Genomic DNA, 17,302 nt, shown 5'->3' with positions numbered 1-17,302 from the left:
AGCTCCTGCTATAGCTGCAACCAGGCTGCGCTGACGCGCGCTCCACAAAAACAATGACATGAAGGATCCTTCAATGGATAACTCCAATTCCCTGCCTCTGGGGTCGGCGGCTGCGCCGGCGCAAGAACGCACCACTTCCAGCCGTATCAAGTCGATCTTCAGCGGATCGGTCGGCAACATGGTCGAGTGGTATGACTGGTACGTCTACGCCGCTTTCTCGCTGTACTTCGCCAAAGCCTTCTTCCCTAAAGGCGACACCACCGCCCAACTGCTCAACACCGCCGCGATTTTTGCCGTGGGCTTTTTGATGCGCCCGATTGGCGGCTGGCTGATGGGCCTCTACGCCGACCGCGCAGGCCGTAAAGCCGCGTTGATGGCGTCGGTGCTGCTGATGTGCTTCGGCTCGCTGATCATCGCCCTGAGCCCCGGTTATGAAACCATCGGGGTCGGCGCGCCGATCCTGCTGGTGTTCGCCCGCTTGCTGCAAGGCCTGTCGGTGGGTGGCGAATACGGCACCTCGGCCACCTACCTGAGTGAAATGGCGACCAAGGAACGTCGCGGCTTCTTCTCCAGCTTCCAGTACGTGACCCTGATCTCCGGCCAGCTCATCGCGTTGGCGGTACTGATCGTGCTGCAACAGCTCCTCACCACTGAAGAGTTGTATGCCTGGGGCTGGCGTATCCCGTTCGCCATCGGCGCCCTGTGCGCGGTGGTGGCCCTGTACCTGCGACGTGGCATGGAAGAAACCGAGTCGTTCACCAAGAAGGAAAAAGCCAAGGAAAGCGCGATGCGCACCTTGATGCGCCACCCCAAGGAACTGATGACCGTGGTCGGCCTGACCATGGGCGGCACCCTGGCCTTCTACACCTACACCACCTACATGCAGAAGTACCTGGTGAACACCGTCGGCATGAGCATCTCCGACTCCACCACCATCTCTGCGGCCACGCTGTTCCTGTTCATGTGCCTGCAACCGATTGTCGGCGGCCTGTCCGACAAGGTCGGTCGCCGGCCGATCCTGATCGCCTTCGGCATCCTCGGCACCCTGTTCACCGTGCCGATCCTCACCACCCTGCACACTGTCCAGACCTGGTGGGGCGCGTTCTTCCTGATCATGGCGGCGCTGATCATCGTCAGCGGCTACACCTCGATCAACGCCGTGGTGAAGGCCGAGCTGTTCCCCACCGAAATCCGTGCGCTGGGTGTAGGCCTGCCTTACGCACTGACCGTGTCGATCTTCGGCGGCACCGCCGAATACATCGCCCTGTGGTTCAAGAGCATCGGCATGGAAACCGGCTACTACTGGTACGTCACCGCGTGTATTGCCGTATCGCTGTTGGTCTACATCACCATGAAAGACACCCGCAAGCATTCGCGGATCACCACGGACTAAGCGTTCGCCAGGTGTAGAAAAGGGGCCATGTCATGCAAATGACATGGCCCCTTTTTTATCCCGTCAGGACAGCTCTGCCAGCGGCTGGCGGTTATCCCGGCGCTGTACATACCAGGCACCGGCGATCATCACCAGCAGCACGGCCGCCAGCACCGCCGATGAGCCGACAGTGCCAAAGTCCAGGCCGCCCTTTTCATGGGGTTTGGTCAGGAAGTCCCCGAGGGTCGCGCCAAAGGGCCGGGTCAACACAAACGCTACCCAGAACAACACCACCGACGAAACCGTCGTGCAGTATTTGAGCGCCACCACCAGCAGGATGCTCGCGCCGATCAACATCGCACCGCCAGCAAAGCCCAGGCCAGAGTCGTCGGCCAGGAAGTCCCCCAGGGCCGTGCCCAGGGTGTTGGAGAGCAGGATTGCCACCCAGTAGAACAGCTCGCCGCGCGGGGTCTGCACCTTGTTCACGTTCAGCGAATTGCCGCTCAGGTGCCAGAGGGCGAACACTATCAGTAACAGGACAATCAGGATCATCGAACCGGAGGCGTACCCCAGGCCCAGGGTACGGTCCATAAAATCGGACATGGTGGTGCCCGCCGTGCTCGTCGACAGGATCACGATCCAGTACAGCACCGGGTTGTAGGTTTTCGACCATAACTGCGTCAGCAACGTGATGAGGAACACGCTGAGCAGGATCATCGAACTGATGGCGTAGCCGACATTCAGGGTCATCGACAACAAGTCCCCGGCGGTTTCGCCAAGGGTGGTCGCACAGATCTTCATGACCCAGAACGCCAGGGTAATCTGAGGTAGTTTGTTCATTGTGCAGAAGGCTCCAGAGTTCAGTCTCGAAAGGCCGACTCATGGGGGGGTATCGACCTGGCGTGCAGACTGGCCGTGCAGCTGTGAAAAATAGGTGGGCGATGGATGAAAATTCCATAGGGCAGCGCCAATCCGGTGGAAATCCTGCCCTTGGGCCTGCACTATTGCGCTTTCCCCGCCGCAGGAACCGCCGTCCATGCCTGACGATATCCATTTCTATGAACCCGCCAACGGCCACGGCCTGCCCCATGACCCGTTCAACGCCATCGTCGGCCCGCGCCCGATTGGCTGGATTTCGTCCCAGGACCGCGAAGGCCGCCTTAACCTGGCGCCCTACAGTTTTTTCAATGCCTTCAACTACATCCCGCCGATCATTGGTTTTTCCAGTGTCGGGCGTAAAGACAGCCTGAATAACATCGAACAGACCGGCGAGTTTGTCTGGAACCTGGCCACGCGCCCGCTGGCCGAGCAGATGAACCAGAGCTGCGCCGCCGTGTCGCCAGAGGTCAACGAGTTTGAACTGGCCGGGCTGACGCCAGTGGCGTCCAAGGTGATTGCCGTGCCACGGGTCGGCGAAAGCCCGGTGTCGTTCGAGTGCAAGGTCACGCAGATCATTCAGTTGCAGCGGGCCGACAAGGAGCTGGTGCCCAGTTGGCTGGTACTTGGCGAAGTGGTCGCGGTGCACATCGCCAAATGGCTGCTCAAGGATGGGGTGTACGACACCGCAGCGGCCGAGCCGATTCTGCGGGGCGGCGGCCCGGCGGATTATTTCCAGCTGGGACCGCAAGCTCTGTTCAAGATGTACCGACCAGGTGCTACCAAACCCTGATTGGATGCAATGCAGTCAAAAATGTGGGAGCGGGCTTGTGTGGGAGCGGGCTTACTCGCTCCCACACAAAGCCCGCTCCCACAGTTGGGTCGGTGGTGTTCTTTAGTTTGCTGCAGTTGCCCAGGCCAACTGGCCCTCTTCATCGATAGCGATCAAGCGCTCCAATTGCTGGGCCGCCGCATCGTCGGCGTCGTCGGCAGTCTTGAACAGTTGGCCATCGAGGATCTTGTGAAAGCGCGGTGCGCTCATGCCGTCCAGTGCCTTGACGGCGATGGCGGCGCTATAGCCACCCTGGTCTTCGCGTACAAGGGCGGAAACAGCTTCGTGGTGGGCAAACTCTTTACGTGCCATGTTGCAGGTCCTGGCCAATGGAAAGTCGGCCATTCTAAACCTTAACCTGCCAGTTGCAGGTACTCGCCGTAGGCATTGGCGGCGGATGCGTCGGTGAAGGTCTGGAAGTCCATGCTGCGCACGACCATGTCGTTCAACAGCTCGGTAAACAGCATCAGGGCCGGCGAGCTGAAATAAGCGCTCATCGCCTGTTCGCTGCTCCAGAAACCTGAAACCAGCCATACATCGGGGTCAACCTGGGAGTGCTGCAACGAGAATTGCAGGCAACCCTGAGCCTGGCGGCCCGGTTCGATCAAACTGCTCAAGCGTGCACCCAGTTCGGTGCTGCACCCGCTGCGGGCGCGGATAAAGGCCATATGGCTCGCGGGAATGGGGGTGGACATGTTCGACTCTCCCGTTGAGAAGTGATGCTCGGCAAGCACTGTGGGGGCGTGTTGCCACAGGGTCAAAGATACGGGCGCAGGCCCCAGCGCGGTTAGTCGATTCCTGCCGGCTTATTGCACAATCCTGCCAGAAGCGTAGACCCAGGGTTTGGCGTCAGGCTTTATTGCAGGGGTTAGCGCCTTGTTTCAGGCAGATGACAGGCTGTGTGCTTGCCTGATTCAAGACGCGCCGCAGGATCAGGCAAGGATTGTGCAGAATCGACATAACGCTGCTGCACCGCCACCGCTAAGCTGTGCCCATCAAAGAAGCATGCAGAGGACGCCCCATGTCGTCGCCCGAACAGCAGTCCATTCCCCTCGATGCCGAGATGGAAAAACAGCGCGCCGAACTGGCCAGCATTGTGCACCGGCATACCTGGGAAGACGGTTCCTACGGCACAGCGATCACCTCGCTGTACCTGAACCGCCACAACACGCCACGCGACTTCATGCCGGTGCTGGTGGAACCTGCGCTGTGCATCCTCGCCAACGGCAGTAAGGAAGTGCGCCTGGCCGACGAAATTTTTGCCTACGACCCCCTCAACTACTTGGTGTTCTCGGTCGCGATGCCGGTGGCCGGGCGAGTCATCGACGCCACAGTCGAAGACCCCAACCTGTCGGTGCGCATCAATATCGACCCGGCGCAACTGACCGCCCTGATTGCCGAAGCCGGGCCGATGGGCGTGCCCACGCGCCCGACCGCACGCGGCATGTATGTCGACCGGATCGACAGCCAGTTGCTCGACGCCGTATTGCGCCTGGCACGCCTGCTGGATACGCCCAAAGATATCGCGATGTTGGCGCCGTTGATCAATCGCGAGATTCTCTACCGACTACTGCGTGGGCCACAGGGCTATCGCCTGTACGAAATTGCCGTGGCCAATAGCCAGAGCCATCGGGTCAGCCGGGCGATCACCTGGTTGAACGGCAACTATGAACAACCGCTGCGCATCGATGATCTGGCCAAGGAAGTGAATCTCAGCGTGTCGACCCTGCACCACCGCTTCAAGGCCATCACCGCCATGAGCCCGTTGCAGTACCAGAAGCAGTTGCGCTTGCAGGAGGCCCGGCGCCTGATGATCGCCGAAGGCCTGGAAGCCTCGGCGGCGGGGTATCGGGTGGGGTATGAGAGCCCGTCGCAGTTCAGCCGGGAATACAGCCGGTTGTTTGGCGCGCCGCCGTTGCGCGACTTGGCCAGGCTACGCCAGAGCATCTGACCCAACGCCCGTCTGTAGGAGCTGGCTTGCCAGCGATTGCGGTAGGTCAGGTACTGCAAATGTGACTGATGTATCGCTATCGCTGGCAAGCCAGCTCCTACAGGGTGACGCGGTGTTGTTTAGTCCAGGGTCCGGGGCAGTTGCAAGGTCACCCGTAGGCCACCTTCACGCAAATTTTGCAGGCTGACTTCGCCGCCATGGCTGTGGGCGATATTGCGGGCGATCCCCAGCCCCAGGCCATAACCCTGCTGCTGCCCGGCCAGGCGAAAGTGCGGTTCGAAGACCTGCTCCAGACGCTGCTCCGGCACCCCGGGGCCCTCGTCATCCACATGTAGGATGAACTGCGCGCCATCGTCCTCGATACGCAGATGGGCGTTCTGCCCGTACTTCAGGGCGTTATCGATCAGGTTGCCAATGCAGCGCTTGAGCGCCAGCGGCTTGCCCGGATAGGCCGTCAACGCCCGGCCATGCTGGGTCACCCGGCCATTGCCGTTGGGCGCAAGATACGGTTCCACCAGGCAGTCGAGCACATGGTTGAGGTCCACCGGCTCGATGTTCTCGTGGATATCGGTGTCCTTGACGCACTGCAACGCGCCCTTGACCAGCAGTTCCAACTCATCCAGGTCGCGGCCGAACTTGGCTTGCAGCTTTTCGTCTTCCAGCAGTTCTACCCGCAGCCGCAGGCGTGTGATGGGGGTGCGCAGGTCGTGGGAAATTGCACTGAACAACTGGCTGCGTTCAGTCAGGTAGCGGCTGATCCGCTCGCGCATGGCATTGAACGCACGGCCCACTTCCACCACTTCGCTGCCGCCACCTTCGGCCACCGGTTCCACGTCGGCGCCCAGGGACAGGTCCCGCGCCGCCCGCGCCAGGCGCTTGAGCGGCCGGCTCTGCCAATGCACCAGCAAGCCGATAAACAGCAACAGAAAGCCACTGGTCAGCACGATAAACCACACCTGCTGGGACGGCAGGCCCTGTTCTTCGAGGCTGGTGTAGGGCTCGGGCAGCAACGAGGCGATATACAGCCATTCGCCGGCGCCCAACTCGATCTGCGTCACCAGTACCGGCGGGTTGACCGGCTCCAGGGTCAGGGCGTAATGCGCCCAGGAGCGTGGCAACTCATCGAGCTTCAGCCCGGCATTGAAGATGCGCAGGTCTTCGGCACTGACAAACTCCACCGAAAAATGCACGTCACTGCCCAGGGTCTGGCGCAGCACTTCGTCCACGGCACCAAGCACCGCCTGTTTGCGCGGGGTTTGCGGCAAGATCTGCATATCCAGCGGCTTGTCGTTGAGTGTCACCACAAAACGCGTGCCGCCCATGCTGCGCAACTGGTCGAGCACCAGCGGCCGATAAGCCACCGGCAGCGAACGGAAATAGCTAACGCTGGCGGTCATCGAATGGGCCAGGCTGCGGGCGCTGGTGACCAGGCCTTCAAGCTGGGTGGCGCGCAGTTGCGAGACCCAGATCACGCTGGATAACGCCTGGGCAAACAGCACCGCCAACAGGGTCAGCAGTAGCATGCGCCCCAGCAATGAACGCGGGACCGGAATGCGCCGGCGTTCAGTGGGCATTGCTGGCAACCACACTGGCCGCCAGTTGGTAACCGCTGCCGCGCACGGTGCGGATCAGCCGTGGAGGTTTCTCGGTATCACGCAGGCGTTGTCGCAGGCGGCTGACAGCCATGTCGACAATACGGTCGAGGGGCATCAGGTCACGGCCACGGGTGGCGTTGCCAATGGTGTCGCGATCAAGAATTTGCTGTGGGTGATCGAGGAACAGCTTGAGCAGGGCAAAGTCGGCACCGGACAGGATGACTTCCTCGCCATCAACGTGAAACAGCCGATGGCTGATCATGTCCAACCGCCACTCATCGAACACCAGCACGTCGCCACCCGTGCGCTCCTGGCCAAACTGGCAGCGGCGCAACAGGGCCTTGATGCGTGCCTGCAACTCCCGCGGGCTGAAGGGTTTACCGATGTAATCGTCGGCGCCCAGTTCCAGGCCGATGACCCGGTCGGCTTCGTCGGAGCTGGCAGTGAGCATGATGATCGGCACCTGGGCCTGGCGCGGGTGCTGGCGCACCCAGCGGCAGAGGCTGAAGCCGTCTTCGTCGGGCAGCATCACATCGAGGATCACCAGGTCGCACGGGGCCTCGTCCATGGCCTGGCGAAACCCCGCGCCATTGGGCACGCCCCGCACCTGGAAGCCGGCGCGACTGAGGTAGGTTTGCAGCAACTCGCGGATTTCCTCGTCGTCGTCGACCAGGAGAATGGATTTACTGATTACGCTCACGGGGGCCTCCTTGTTGTTATGGGGTGCTCTCTAGGGCCCCATCGCGGGCAGGCCCGCTCCCAGATTTTGATTTGTGAACACAATCAAATGTGGGAGCGGGCTTGCCCGCGATAAGGCCATCACTGCCTACGCAAATGCCTGCTCCAATGCCACGCCCGCCCCGGTCAACCCGGAATACGGCGCCGTCACCAACCACACCGGGATACCTTTGAAGTAGTCGCTCATGCAGCCTTTGTCTGCAAAGCTCTTGGCAAAACCACTGTTGATAAAGAACTCGGCAAACCGCGGGATCACCCCGCCCACGATATACACGCCACCCCGGGCACCGGTGGTCAGCACGTTATTGCCGGCCACGCGGCCCAGCCAGATGCTGAACTGGTCCAGGACCTCCATCGCCACCGGATCGCCAGCCAGCCCCGCAGCGGTAATCGCCTCCGGGGTTTGCAATACCGCCGGGTGGCCGTCCACCGCGCAGATCGCCCGGTACAAGCGGGGCAAACCGCCGCCGCTCAGGGCCGTCTCGGCGCTGACATGCCCGATTTCGTTATAGATGTGCTGCCACAACTGGGTTTCCCGTGGGCTGCTCAGGGGCAGGTCGACATGCCCGCCCTCCCCCGGCAACGCAGCCCAGCGGCCGGCGCCCAGGTCGAGCAGAGTGCCCACGCCCAACCCCGTGCCCGGGCCGATCACCACCGCCGGGCGCCACGGCTCCGGTGTGCCGGCGCAGACCACGCGGTATTCATCAGGCTGCAGGCGAGTCATGCCCAGGGCCATGGCCGAGAAGTCATTGACCAGCAACAGTTCGTCCACTTGCAGCGCCTTGCAGAACGCGGTCTTGCTCAGGCGCCAGTGGTTGTTGGTGAACTTGAACTCGTCACCACTCACCGGCCCCGCCACCGACAGGCACACCGCGCCGATGGACCCCGGCGCCAAACCTTCCTCGGCGAGGTAGACCTGGATCGCCTCCTCGGGGCTGGCGTGATCCGCCGTGGCCAGCACCCGGATCGAATGCAGTGCCTGGTCCCGCCACAATGCAAACCGGGCGTTGGTACCGCCAATATCACCAACCAGCGCAAGCTTCACTTGAGTGTCTCCAGGGCAGAGGTAAAGGCGCTGGCGCCCTGCTCTGCGGAGCTTGCGGCCAGGCGCATAAATGCAAACAGCTCGCGACCGGCCCCCACGTTATTGCCCAACAGGCCCGTGGCAGGCGCGCGCGCTGCAAATTCTTCGGCGTCCACCTTAAGCTCCAGGGTGCCTTTGACGCCATCGACGCGAATGATATCGCCATCCTTGACCCGCGCCAGCGCGCCACCGCGCTGGGCTTCGGGGCTGACGTGAATCGCGGCGGGGATTTTACCCGAGGCGCCAGACATACGCCCGTCTGTCACCAATGCGACTTTGAAACCTCGGTCCTGGAGCACGCCGAGGAACGGCGTCATCTTGTGCAATTCCGGCATGCCATTAGAGCGCGGGCCCTGGAAGCGCATCACCGCGACAAAATCCTTCTCCAACTGGCCGGCCTTGAACGCATCGGCCAGGTCCTGCTGGTCCTGGAACACCACGGCTGGCGCTTCGACGATTTGATGTTCGAGGGCCACCGCCGAGACTTTCATCACCCCACGGCCGAGGTTGCCTTCCATCACCCGCAAGCCGCCCTCCGGGGAGAAGGCCCGGGCTACCGGGCGCAGGATGCTTTCGTCGAGGCTTTCGATCGGGCCTTCGCGCCAGATCAGTTCGCCGTCCACCAGGAACGGTTCGCGGGTGTAGCGGCTCAAGCCATGGCCGGCGACGGTGTTGACGTCTTCGTGGAGCAGGCCGGCTTCCAGCAGCTCGCGGATCAGGAACGACATGCCGCCCGCCGCCTGGAAGTGGTTGATGTCGGCCTTGCCGTTCGGGTAGACGTGGGACAGGGTTGGCACCACTTCCGAGAGGTCGGCCATGTCCTGCCAGGTGAGGATGATGCCCGCCGCCATGGCGATAGCCGGCATATGCAGGGTGTGGTTGGTCGAGCCGCCGGTGGCGTTGAGGGCGACGATGGAGTTGACCAGGGATTTTTCGTCGACGATCTCGCCAATCGGCGTGAAGTTACCGTTGGCCTTGGTCAGGCGCGTGACCTGGTGCGCGGCCTCACGGGTCAGCGCATCGCGCAACGGTGTGTACGGGTTGACGAACGAGGCGCCCGGCAAGTGCAGGCCCATCACTTCCATCAGCAACTGGTTGGTATTGGCGGTGCCGTAGAAGGTGCAGGTGCCGGGGCTGTGGTAGGACTTCATCTCCGATTCCAGCAGCTCTTCGCGGCTGGCCTTGCCTTCGGCGTAGCGCTGGCGCACATCGGCCTTCTGCTTGTTGGAGATGCCCGACGGCATCGGCCCACCGGGCACGAAGATCATCGGCAGGTGGCCATAGCGCAGAGCGCCCATCATCAGGCCGGGGACGATCTTGTCGCAGATCCCCAGCATCAGCGCGGCGTCGAACATGTTGTGGGACAGCGCTACCGCCGTGGACATGGCAATCACTTCACGGCTCAGCAGGCTCAGCTCCATGCCCGGCTCGCCCTGGGTCACGCCGTCGCACATGGCCGGGGTGCCGCCGGCGAACTGGCCAACCGAGCCGACTTCGCGCAGGGCTTTTTTGATCTGTTCCGGGAAATGTTCGTACGGCTGGTGCGCCGAGAGCATGTCGTTATATGACGAAACAATTGCCACGTTGGCGGCATTCATCATGCGCAGGCTGTTTTTGTCTTCAGTGCCGCAGCCGGCCACGCCGTGGGCAAAGTTGGCGCATTGCAGCTTGCCGCGCATCGGCCCGTCGCTGGCCGCGCCGCGAATCAGCGCAAGGTACGCCTCACGGGTTGCCCGGCTGCGGGCGATAAGGCGTTCGGTGACCTCAAGTACGCGGGGATGCATGTGTAGAACTCCAGGCTAACGGATGTGGCGACCTGAGTGTCTATGCTGGTCAAAAGCCCGCCGCGAAGAGGTTGGCAGGGAGTTACTTGACCAATCGGACCAGTTGATTCAGGTCACTCGTTGTAGATTGAACAAAATATTGCCACTAAAAAGGCTTGTTTTCTATTTTTATGCGAATAATCTTGTAATTCTTACAACAAATCGACGACAGGCGCTTTCAAATGACTCTTCGAATTGCAATCAATGGTTTTGGCCGCATTGGCCGCAACGTCCTGCGCGCACTTTATACCCAAGGCTACCGTCAGGATTTGCAGATCGTCGCCATCAATGACCTGGGCGACAGTTCGATCAATGCCCACCTGCTCAAATACGACACCGTCCATGGCACTTTCGATGCAGAGGTCGCTCACGATCAGGAAAGCCTGACCGTCAATGGCGACCGGATTGCCGTGAGTGCCATTCGCAACCCCGCCGACCTGCCGTGGGCTGCACACAAGATCGACGTGGTGTTCGAATGCACCGGCCTGTTCACCGACCGTGACAAGGCCGCCGCCCATATTAGCGCCGGCGCGCGCAAGGTGATCATCTCGGCCCCGGCCAAGGGCGCGGATGCCACCGTGGTCTACGGGGTCAACCATGACATTTTGCGCCAATCCCACCAGATCATCTCCAACGCCTCCTGCACCACCAACTGCCTGGCGCCGGTGGCCCAGGTGCTGCATCGCGAGCTGGGTATCGAAAGCGGCCTGATGACCACCATCCATGCCTACACCAACGACCAGAACCTGACCGACGTCTACCACACCGACCCGTACCGCGCCCGTTCGGCCACGCAGAACATGATCCCGAGCAAGACCGGCGCTGCCGAAGCGGTGGGCCTGGTGCTGCCGGAACTGGCAGGCAAGCTGACCGGCATGGCGGTGCGGGTGCCGGTGATCAACGTGTCGCTGGTGGACCTGACCGTGCAACTGAAAAAAGAAGCCACGGCCGATGAGGTCAACGCGCTGCTCAAAGAAGCCAGCCAGCACTCGAAAATCCTCGGCTACAACACCCTGCCGCTGGTTTCCAGCGACTTCAACCATAACCCGCTGTCGTCGATCTTCGACGCCAACCACACCAAGTCCAGCGGCAAGCTGCTCAAGGTATTGGCCTGGTACGACAACGAATGGGGCTTCTCCAACCGCATGCTGGATAACTGCCTGGCGCTGTGTAACGCCGAGTAACCCCCCCTGTGGGAGCGGGCTTGCTCGCGAATGCGGTGGGTCAGTAATGAATGTATTGACTGACCCACCGCATTCGCGAGCAAGCCCGCTCCCACATTTGTCTTGCGTGGGTTCAGAGAAATAGCCACTTGCCATTTGCGCTGATGATAAGCATTATCATTAACTGCCAATCGGTCCGGTATCACTGTGAGCCTATCTCGCTTCAATCAAGTCTTCCTCACCCAACGGGTGGTGCTACTGCGCACCTTGCAGCGGATGGTGAATAACCACAGCACCGCCGAGGACCTGTTGCAGGAAACCTACCTGCGCGTCACACGGGCCCTCAGCGAACGACCGATTGATCACCTCGAGCCTTTCGTGTTCCAGACCGCGCGCAACCTGGCCCTGGATCATCTACGCTCGCGTCGGATCCAGTCCCGCACCTTGCAGGAAGATGTCCCGATGGATGTCCTGCAAAGCGTCGCCTCGCCAGTCACCACACCCGAAGACGCCGCCCACGCCGAGCAATTGCTGGAGCACCTGAGCGTCAGCCTCGGGCAGTTGAGCGCTCGCCAGCAGCAGATCTTTATCCTCAGCCGCCTGCACGGTTGCAGCTACCAGGAGATTGCCGACCAGTTGCAGGTGTCCTTGAGCACCGTGCAAAAGGAACTGAAATTGATCATGGCCATCTGCATAGGTGTGGCCGAACGGCTCGATCACCCTTAAGCTTTGTCGGGACAAGCCGACAGCAATGTCACAAAAGCTATTGAATAAAACGTGGCGAAGACCCGAGGAACACCGTGACGGACCCGAACAAACTGCACCCCCATGAGCTGGCTCATGAGGTGTTGCAACATGCGGCCATGGACCAAGCCCTCGACTGGCTGATCGCTTTGCAGTGCCCGCAGCCTGGCCAGCAAGCCGAGTTCCAGGCCTGGCTGGATGCCGACCCGAGTCACGCCCAAGCCTTCGCCAAAGCCCAGGCCGCCTGGGGCGGTGCGCCGGTGCACAGCGCCGCCGTGGCCCTGAATGCGCCGCGCAAGCCCAGCGCCTGGCGGCGCATCAAGCCGCACTGGAAGCCATTGGCCACGGCGGCGGTGTTGCTGCTGGGGCTGTTCAGCTTCAGCAACCTGCCGGTGCGCCTGCAGGCCGATCATTTGACCGTGGTCGGTGAACGCCAGCGCCTGCAACTGGATGACGGCTCCAAGGTGCTGCTCAACACCAACTCGGCGTTTTCCAGCACCATCGACGAGCATCAGCGCATCGCCCGCCTGTATCAGGGCGAGGCGTTTTTCGAAGTCGCGGCCAACCGTGGCCTGCCCCTGCAGATCGACGCCGGCCCGGTGCGCGCCAGCGTCAGCGATACGGCGTTTGCCGTGCGCTATCTCAACGGTGAGGCGCAGGTGCAGGTACAACGCGGGGATGTCGACCTGAGCACCACCTTCGGCAACAACCGGGTGCGCCTGAGTGCCGGCGAGAGCATTCGCGTCGGCCCCAAGGGTTTCGGCCAACCGGCCAAGCTCGATGCCACCAAGGAACTGGCGTGGGTCCAGGGCCGGCTGGTCTTTGAAAACTGCCCGATGAGCGAGGTGCTGGCAGAGCTGCGGCGCTATTACCCGGGCTGGATCGTCAATACCAACGAGCAACTGGCCAGCGTCGCCGTGACCGGTAATTACCGTCTGGACCAACCGCTGGACGTGGTGCGTTCCCTGGCCCACATCACCTCGGCCAAACTCTCGGAGTTCCCTGCGCTAGTGATTCTCAACTGAGAATAATTATTTTTACTCGATAGCCACCGCTGGTACGTCTCGTCTTAGCCAATGCAACTGATTCCTATTTGATTCAGGCTCGCAACTATAAGACTCGTCCCTCGGAGCGCTCTCGATGTCCTCTCGTTTCAACCGCCGGTCCTCTTCGCCTACGCTGTGCCTGCTGACCGCCGCCATCCTGCTGGCGGGCAGCCCGGTCCTCACGGCCACTGCCGCCGAACCCGCGGCGCGCAGCCACGCCAACTACACCTTCAGCATCGAGCAGCAATCCCTGGTCTCGGCACTCAACGCCTTTACCGCCGTCACCGGCTGGCAGATCGGCCTGCCCGCCGAACTGGGCCAAGGGGTTTCCTCCCCTGGCGTGCGCGGCTCGCTGACCCCGGAAAAAGCCCTGGACCGGCTGTTGGTGGGGACCAACCTGAACTACCGCAAACTGGGCAATAACAACATCGTCCTGGAAAAGCGCACGGCGGGTAGCGCTCTCACCCTGCAACAAATGACCATCAGCGCCACCCGTACGGAACAGGCGGTCGATAGCGTGCCCAGCACCGTCAGCGTGCATGAACGCGAGGAACTGGACCGCCAGAACGTCAACACCATCCGCGAACTGGTGCGCTACGAACCGGGCGTCTCGGTCGGTGGCGCCGGCACCCGGTCCGGTAATTCCGGCTACAACATTCGCGGCATCGACGGCGACCGCATCCTCACCCAGGTGGACGGCGTGGAGGTCCCGGACAACTTCTTCAACGGCCCGTACGCCAAGACCCGCCGCAACTATGTCGACCCGGAAATCGTCAAGCGCGTCGAGATTATCCGCGGCCCGGCCTCGGCCCTGTACGGCAGCAGCGCCATCGGCGGCGCCGTCAGTTACTTCACCCTCGACCCGGACGATATCATCAAGCCCGGCCAGGATGTGGGCGCGCGCCTGAAGACCGGCTACAGCTCGGCGGACGAAAGCTGGCTGACCTCCGGCACCGTCGCCGGGCGGGTGCAGGACTTCGACGGCTTGCTGCACCTGAGCCAGCGCAATGGCCACGAGATGGAGTCCTACAACGGCAACAACGCCACCGGCCTGGCCCGCACCGGCGCCAACCCGGAAGACGTGCGCACCACCAACGTGCTGGCCAAGCTGGGCTGGAACTACGGCGAAGACAACCGCCTGGGCCTGACCTACGAGAAGTACAAGGACGACCGCGACATCAACCAGAAAAGCGCGGTAGGCGGGATCTTCCTCGAAGGCCAGGGTATGAATATGTACCGTGACCGTCGCGGTAACGACACCATCACCCGCGAGCGCTTTGGCCTGGAAAACAAGTTTTCCCTCGACTCGCCGATTGCCGATCACATCAAGACCAGCCTCAACTACCAGATCGCCAAGACCGACCAGGCCACCAGCGAAATCTATCAGGCCGGCCGCCGCGTGCTGCGGACCCGCGACACCCTCTACGAAGAAAAGCAGTGGGTGTTCGACGCGCAGTTGGACAAGGCCTTCGTCATCGGCGACACCGATCACTTGCTGACCTACGGCACCACGATCAAGCAGCAGAAAGTCACCGGTTCGCGCGAAGGTGCGGCGACCTGCCTGGCTGTAGGCGCGGGCTGCACGGCCATCGGCGCACCGAGCCCAACCCCTGCCGACAGCGTGAAAAAAGCCAGCGACTTCCCCGATCCGACCATCAACAGCTACGCGCTGTTCGCCCAGGATCAGATCAGTTGGAATGACTGGACCTTCCTGCCGAGCGTGCGCTACGACTACATCCAGCTCAAACCCAAGCTGACCGAAGAGTTCCTCAATACCACCGACCCGGACCGCAAGTTCCCCCACGACGACTCGAACAAAACCTGGCATCGTTTCTCGCCAAAACTGGGCGTGACCTACGCACTGACCGAGCAGTACACCTGGTTTGGCCAGTACGCCGAAGGTTTCCGTACGCCATCAGCCAAAGCGCTGTATGGCCGTTTTGAAAACCTGGGCGAAGGCTACATCGTCGAGCCCAACTCGAACCTCAAGCCGGAAACCAGCAAGAGCTACGAAACCGGGATCCGTGGCAACTTCGACGCAGGCAATTTCGACGTCGCGGTGTTCTATAACAAGTACCGCGACTTCATTGACGAGGACAACGCCGCGCTGGGCCCCACCGGCACCATCTTCCAGCCAGGCAACATCAAGCGTGCCACCATCAAGGGCATGGAGGTCAAAGGGCGCTTGAACCTGGACGCCTTCGGCGCACCGCAAGGCCTGTACACCAAGGGCGCGATTGCCTACGCCCACGGGCGCAACGACGAAACCGGCCAGCCGCTGAACAGCGTCAACCCGCTCAAGGGTGTGTTCGGCCTGGGCTACGACCAGGACACCTACGGTGCGCTGGTCAGCTGGACCCTGGTCAAGAAACAGAACCGGGTCGACAGCGCCACGTTCTTTACCCCGACCGGCATCAAGGCCAATGGCCCGTTCAAGACCCCGGGCTTTGGCATCGTCGACCTGACCGGCTTCTACAAAGTCACCGACGAGCTGACCGTCAACGGCGGCCTGTACAACCTGACCGACAAGAAATACTGGAACTGGGATGACGTGCGCAGCTACGACGGTGTGGGCGAAGCCGGCGTGACGTCGCCAGCCAGCCTGGACCGCCTGACCCAGCCAGGACGCAACTTTGCGATCAACCTGATCTGGGACATCTGACCCATGCAGCCCCACCTCGCCGGTTTTATCGCCGGCGGGGTGAGGATTTTTTACTGTGACGCGTCTTCTTGTTCGTCTAGTAATAACAGCCTGGCAACAAGGCGCTTTTCCTTCTCAAGGACATCCAATGACCGCTTCCACTACCGCAGAACGCGCAAGCCTGCGCTCCCAGCGCCTGAACCAGATCACCAACGAGCCGCACACCAAGCTCGATGCCCTGGTCAAGGCTCACGCCCCGTTTGAAACCCAGGCCAACTTCGCCCGTTTCGTGGTGGCGCAATACCTGTTCCAATCGGAACTGGTGGCGCTGTACAACGATCCCGAGCTGATCAAGCTGGTGCCGGACCTGGCCGAGCGCTGCCGCGCCGAAGCCGCCAAGCTGGACCTGGCCGACCTGGAAACCGAAGTACCCGCCCCCGTGGCCGGTGCCGTGCAGAACCCGAGCAAGGCCCAGGCCCTGGGCTGGCTGTTCGTGTCCGAAGGTTCCAAGCTGGGCGCAGCGTTCCTGATCAAGCGTGCCGTCGGCCTGGGCCTGAGCGAAACCTTCGGTGCCCGCCACCTGGGCGAGCCAGCCGGTGGTCGTGCAGAAGGCTGGAAGAGCTTCACCCGCACCCTCGACAGCCTGGAACTGAGCGCCGAAGAAGAAGCCGCAGCAGAAAAAGGTGCCGTGGATGCGTTTGTACGCTTCACCGTGTTGCTGGAACAGGCGTACGCTAGCGCCCCAGAACTGGCCTGATCGCGCTGCTGGAATGCAATGAATGTGAGAGCGGGATTGTGTGGGAGCTGGCTTGCCTGCGATAGCATCGCTGCGGTCTAACTGATACACCGCAGCGTCTGCATCGCAGGCAAGCCAGCTCCCACATGTTGATCGCGCTCCATTTTCAGATTTTTCGAAACCCTGACAAATCGTACCTATGACAGCCCCCGCCCAATCCTCCTCCAAACTCGCCCGAATCCTGTTCGGCCTGCTGGCCTATGTCAGCCTGGGGATCGGCTTGATCGCGATTGTCGTGCCGGGCCTGCCCACCACCGAATTCATCCTGCTGGCCGCCTGGGCCGCCACCAAGAGCTCGCCGCGCCTGAGCGCCTGGCTGGAAAACCACCGGCTGTTCGGGCCGATCCTGTTCAACTGGCGCAATGGCAAGATCATCGCCCGTCGGGCCAAGGTCAGTGCCACCGTGAGCATGTTGCTGTGTGCCGGCCTGATGCTGGTGATGCTCGATCACGGCTGGCCGATCTACCTGGCCATCACCGGTATGAGCCTGGGCAACCTGTGGATCTGGTCACGTCCCGAACGCCTGGCGCGAACCGCTGCCTGAGCGCCCTACCGCTCATCGCCTATTCCTCATGAATTACCCGTCGGTGCCGATGTTCCGGGCATAGCGCCGAATGGACTTGGCCGTTGCCCTGCTTGCA

16 protein-coding genes are annotated in these 17,302 nt (G+C 61.8%); 9 read left to right on the top strand and 7 right to left on the bottom strand.

The genetic code is table 11. The features are described from left to right. The first annotated feature begins 73 nt into the window (after positions 1 to 73). Entirely contained in the window at positions 74 to 1,393 is a 1,320-nt protein-coding gene (locus tag AC19YY_RS02335; RefSeq protein WP_169954639.1) for an MFS transporter, read from the top strand. Between the two features lie 63 nt (positions 1,394 to 1,456). Here AC19YY_RS02335 and AC19YY_RS02330 read toward each other — a convergent pair whose 3' ends face one another. After that, positions 1,457 to 2,212, bottom strand: coding sequence for a COG4705 family protein (locus AC19YY_RS02330; protein ID WP_170056842.1), 756 nt, complete (start codon positions 2,210 to 2,212; stop codon positions 1,457 to 1,459). Positions 2,213 to 2,408: 196 nt separating this feature from the next. On the opposite strand from AC19YY_RS02330, the gene AC19YY_RS02325 reads away from it, so the two are divergent. After that, positions 2,409 to 3,041: a flavin reductase family protein gene (locus tag AC19YY_RS02325; RefSeq protein ID WP_170041879.1), complete on the top strand. Its 633-nt coding sequence runs from the start codon at positions 2,409 to 2,411 to the stop codon at positions 3,039 to 3,041. A 102-nt stretch (positions 3,042 to 3,143) separates the two neighbouring features. Here AC19YY_RS02325 and AC19YY_RS02320 read toward each other — a convergent pair whose 3' ends face one another. Together AC19YY_RS02320 and AC19YY_RS02315 are read right to left on the bottom strand one after the other, a co-directional pair. Continuing rightward, positions 3,144 to 3,425, bottom strand: a complete 282-nt coding sequence (locus AC19YY_RS02320) for a hypothetical protein (RefSeq protein WP_169954636.1) — start codon at positions 3,423 to 3,425, stop codon at positions 3,144 to 3,146. Between the two features lie 8 nt (positions 3,426 to 3,433). Continuing rightward, positions 3,434 to 3,775, bottom strand: a complete 342-nt coding sequence (locus AC19YY_RS02315; protein ID WP_024077189.1) for an antibiotic biosynthesis monooxygenase family protein — start codon at positions 3,773 to 3,775, stop codon at positions 3,434 to 3,436. Between the two features lie 326 nt (positions 3,776 to 4,101). Here AC19YY_RS02315 and AC19YY_RS02310 point away from each other — a divergent pair, with 326 nt between their 5' ends. Next, on the top strand, positions 4,102 to 5,031 hold the full coding sequence (locus AC19YY_RS02310; protein WP_169954634.1) for an AraC family transcriptional regulator: 930 nt from the start codon (positions 4,102 to 4,104) through the stop codon (positions 5,029 to 5,031). 119 nt (positions 5,032 to 5,150) lie between these two features. On the opposite strand, the gene AC19YY_RS02305 is transcribed toward AC19YY_RS02310, so the two are convergent. From AC19YY_RS02305 to edd, 4 genes are all read right to left on the bottom strand, one after another. Then, entirely contained in the window at positions 5,151 to 6,605 is a 1,455-nt protein-coding gene (locus AC19YY_RS02305; protein ID WP_169954633.1) for an ATP-binding protein, read from the bottom strand. Continuing rightward, positions 6,595 to 7,326, bottom strand: coding sequence for a response regulator (locus AC19YY_RS02300; protein WP_169954632.1), 732 nt, complete (start codon positions 7,324 to 7,326; stop codon positions 6,595 to 6,597). Before AC19YY_RS02300 ends, AC19YY_RS02305 begins: the two co-directional genes overlap by 11 nt. A 126-nt stretch (positions 7,327 to 7,452) precedes the next feature. Then, the gene (locus tag AC19YY_RS02295) at positions 7,453 to 8,409 is read right to left on the bottom strand and encodes a glucokinase (protein ID WP_169954631.1); all 957 of its coding nucleotides are present in this window, start codon (positions 8,407 to 8,409) and stop codon (positions 7,453 to 7,455) included. Beyond that, positions 8,406 to 10,232 carry a phosphogluconate dehydratase gene (edd, locus tag AC19YY_RS02290; RefSeq protein WP_170056839.1) on the bottom strand — a complete coding sequence of 609 codons (1,827 nt, stop codon included), beginning with the start codon at positions 10,230 to 10,232 and terminating at the stop codon, positions 8,406 to 8,408. Before edd ends, AC19YY_RS02295 begins: the two co-directional genes overlap by 4 nt. A gap of 221 nt (positions 10,233 to 10,453) precedes the next feature. Here edd and gap point away from each other — a divergent pair, with 221 nt between their 5' ends. From gap to AC19YY_RS02260, 6 genes are all read left to right on the top strand, one after another. Next, a complete protein-coding gene (gene gap, locus AC19YY_RS02285) occupies positions 10,454 to 11,455 on the top strand; it encodes a type I glyceraldehyde-3-phosphate dehydrogenase (protein ID WP_029295415.1) in 1,002 nt (333 codons plus the stop codon). A gap of 186 nt (positions 11,456 to 11,641) precedes the next feature. Beyond that, positions 11,642 to 12,160 carry an RNA polymerase sigma factor gene (locus AC19YY_RS02280; RefSeq protein WP_169954629.1) on the top strand — a complete coding sequence of 173 codons (519 nt, stop codon included), beginning with the start codon at positions 11,642 to 11,644 and terminating at the stop codon, positions 12,158 to 12,160. Positions 12,161 to 12,234: 74 nt separating this feature from the next. Further along, positions 12,235 to 13,203 carry a FecR domain-containing protein gene (locus tag AC19YY_RS02275; protein ID WP_169954628.1) on the top strand — a complete coding sequence of 323 codons (969 nt, stop codon included), beginning with the start codon at positions 12,235 to 12,237 and terminating at the stop codon, positions 13,201 to 13,203. Between the two features lie 115 nt (positions 13,204 to 13,318). Continuing rightward, positions 13,319 to 15,886, top strand: coding sequence for a TonB-dependent receptor (locus tag AC19YY_RS02270; protein WP_500603827.1), 2,568 nt, complete (start codon positions 13,319 to 13,321; stop codon positions 15,884 to 15,886). 127 nt (positions 15,887 to 16,013) lie between these two features. Continuing rightward, entirely contained in the window at positions 16,014 to 16,622 is a 609-nt protein-coding gene (locus AC19YY_RS02265; RefSeq protein WP_169954626.1) for a biliverdin-producing heme oxygenase, read from the top strand. A 178-nt stretch (positions 16,623 to 16,800) separates the two neighbouring features. Beyond that, on the top strand, positions 16,801 to 17,205 hold the full coding sequence (locus tag AC19YY_RS02260; RefSeq protein ID WP_500603826.1) for a YbaN family protein: 405 nt from the start codon (positions 16,801 to 16,803) through the stop codon (positions 17,203 to 17,205). The last annotated feature ends 97 nt before the right edge of the window (positions 17,206 to 17,302 follow it).

This window comes from Pseudomonas sp. MF09156 (assembly GCF_059862305.1).
The sequence above is the reverse complement of the archived record's forward strand: the minus strand, read 5'-3'. Positions and strand labels throughout refer to the sequence as shown.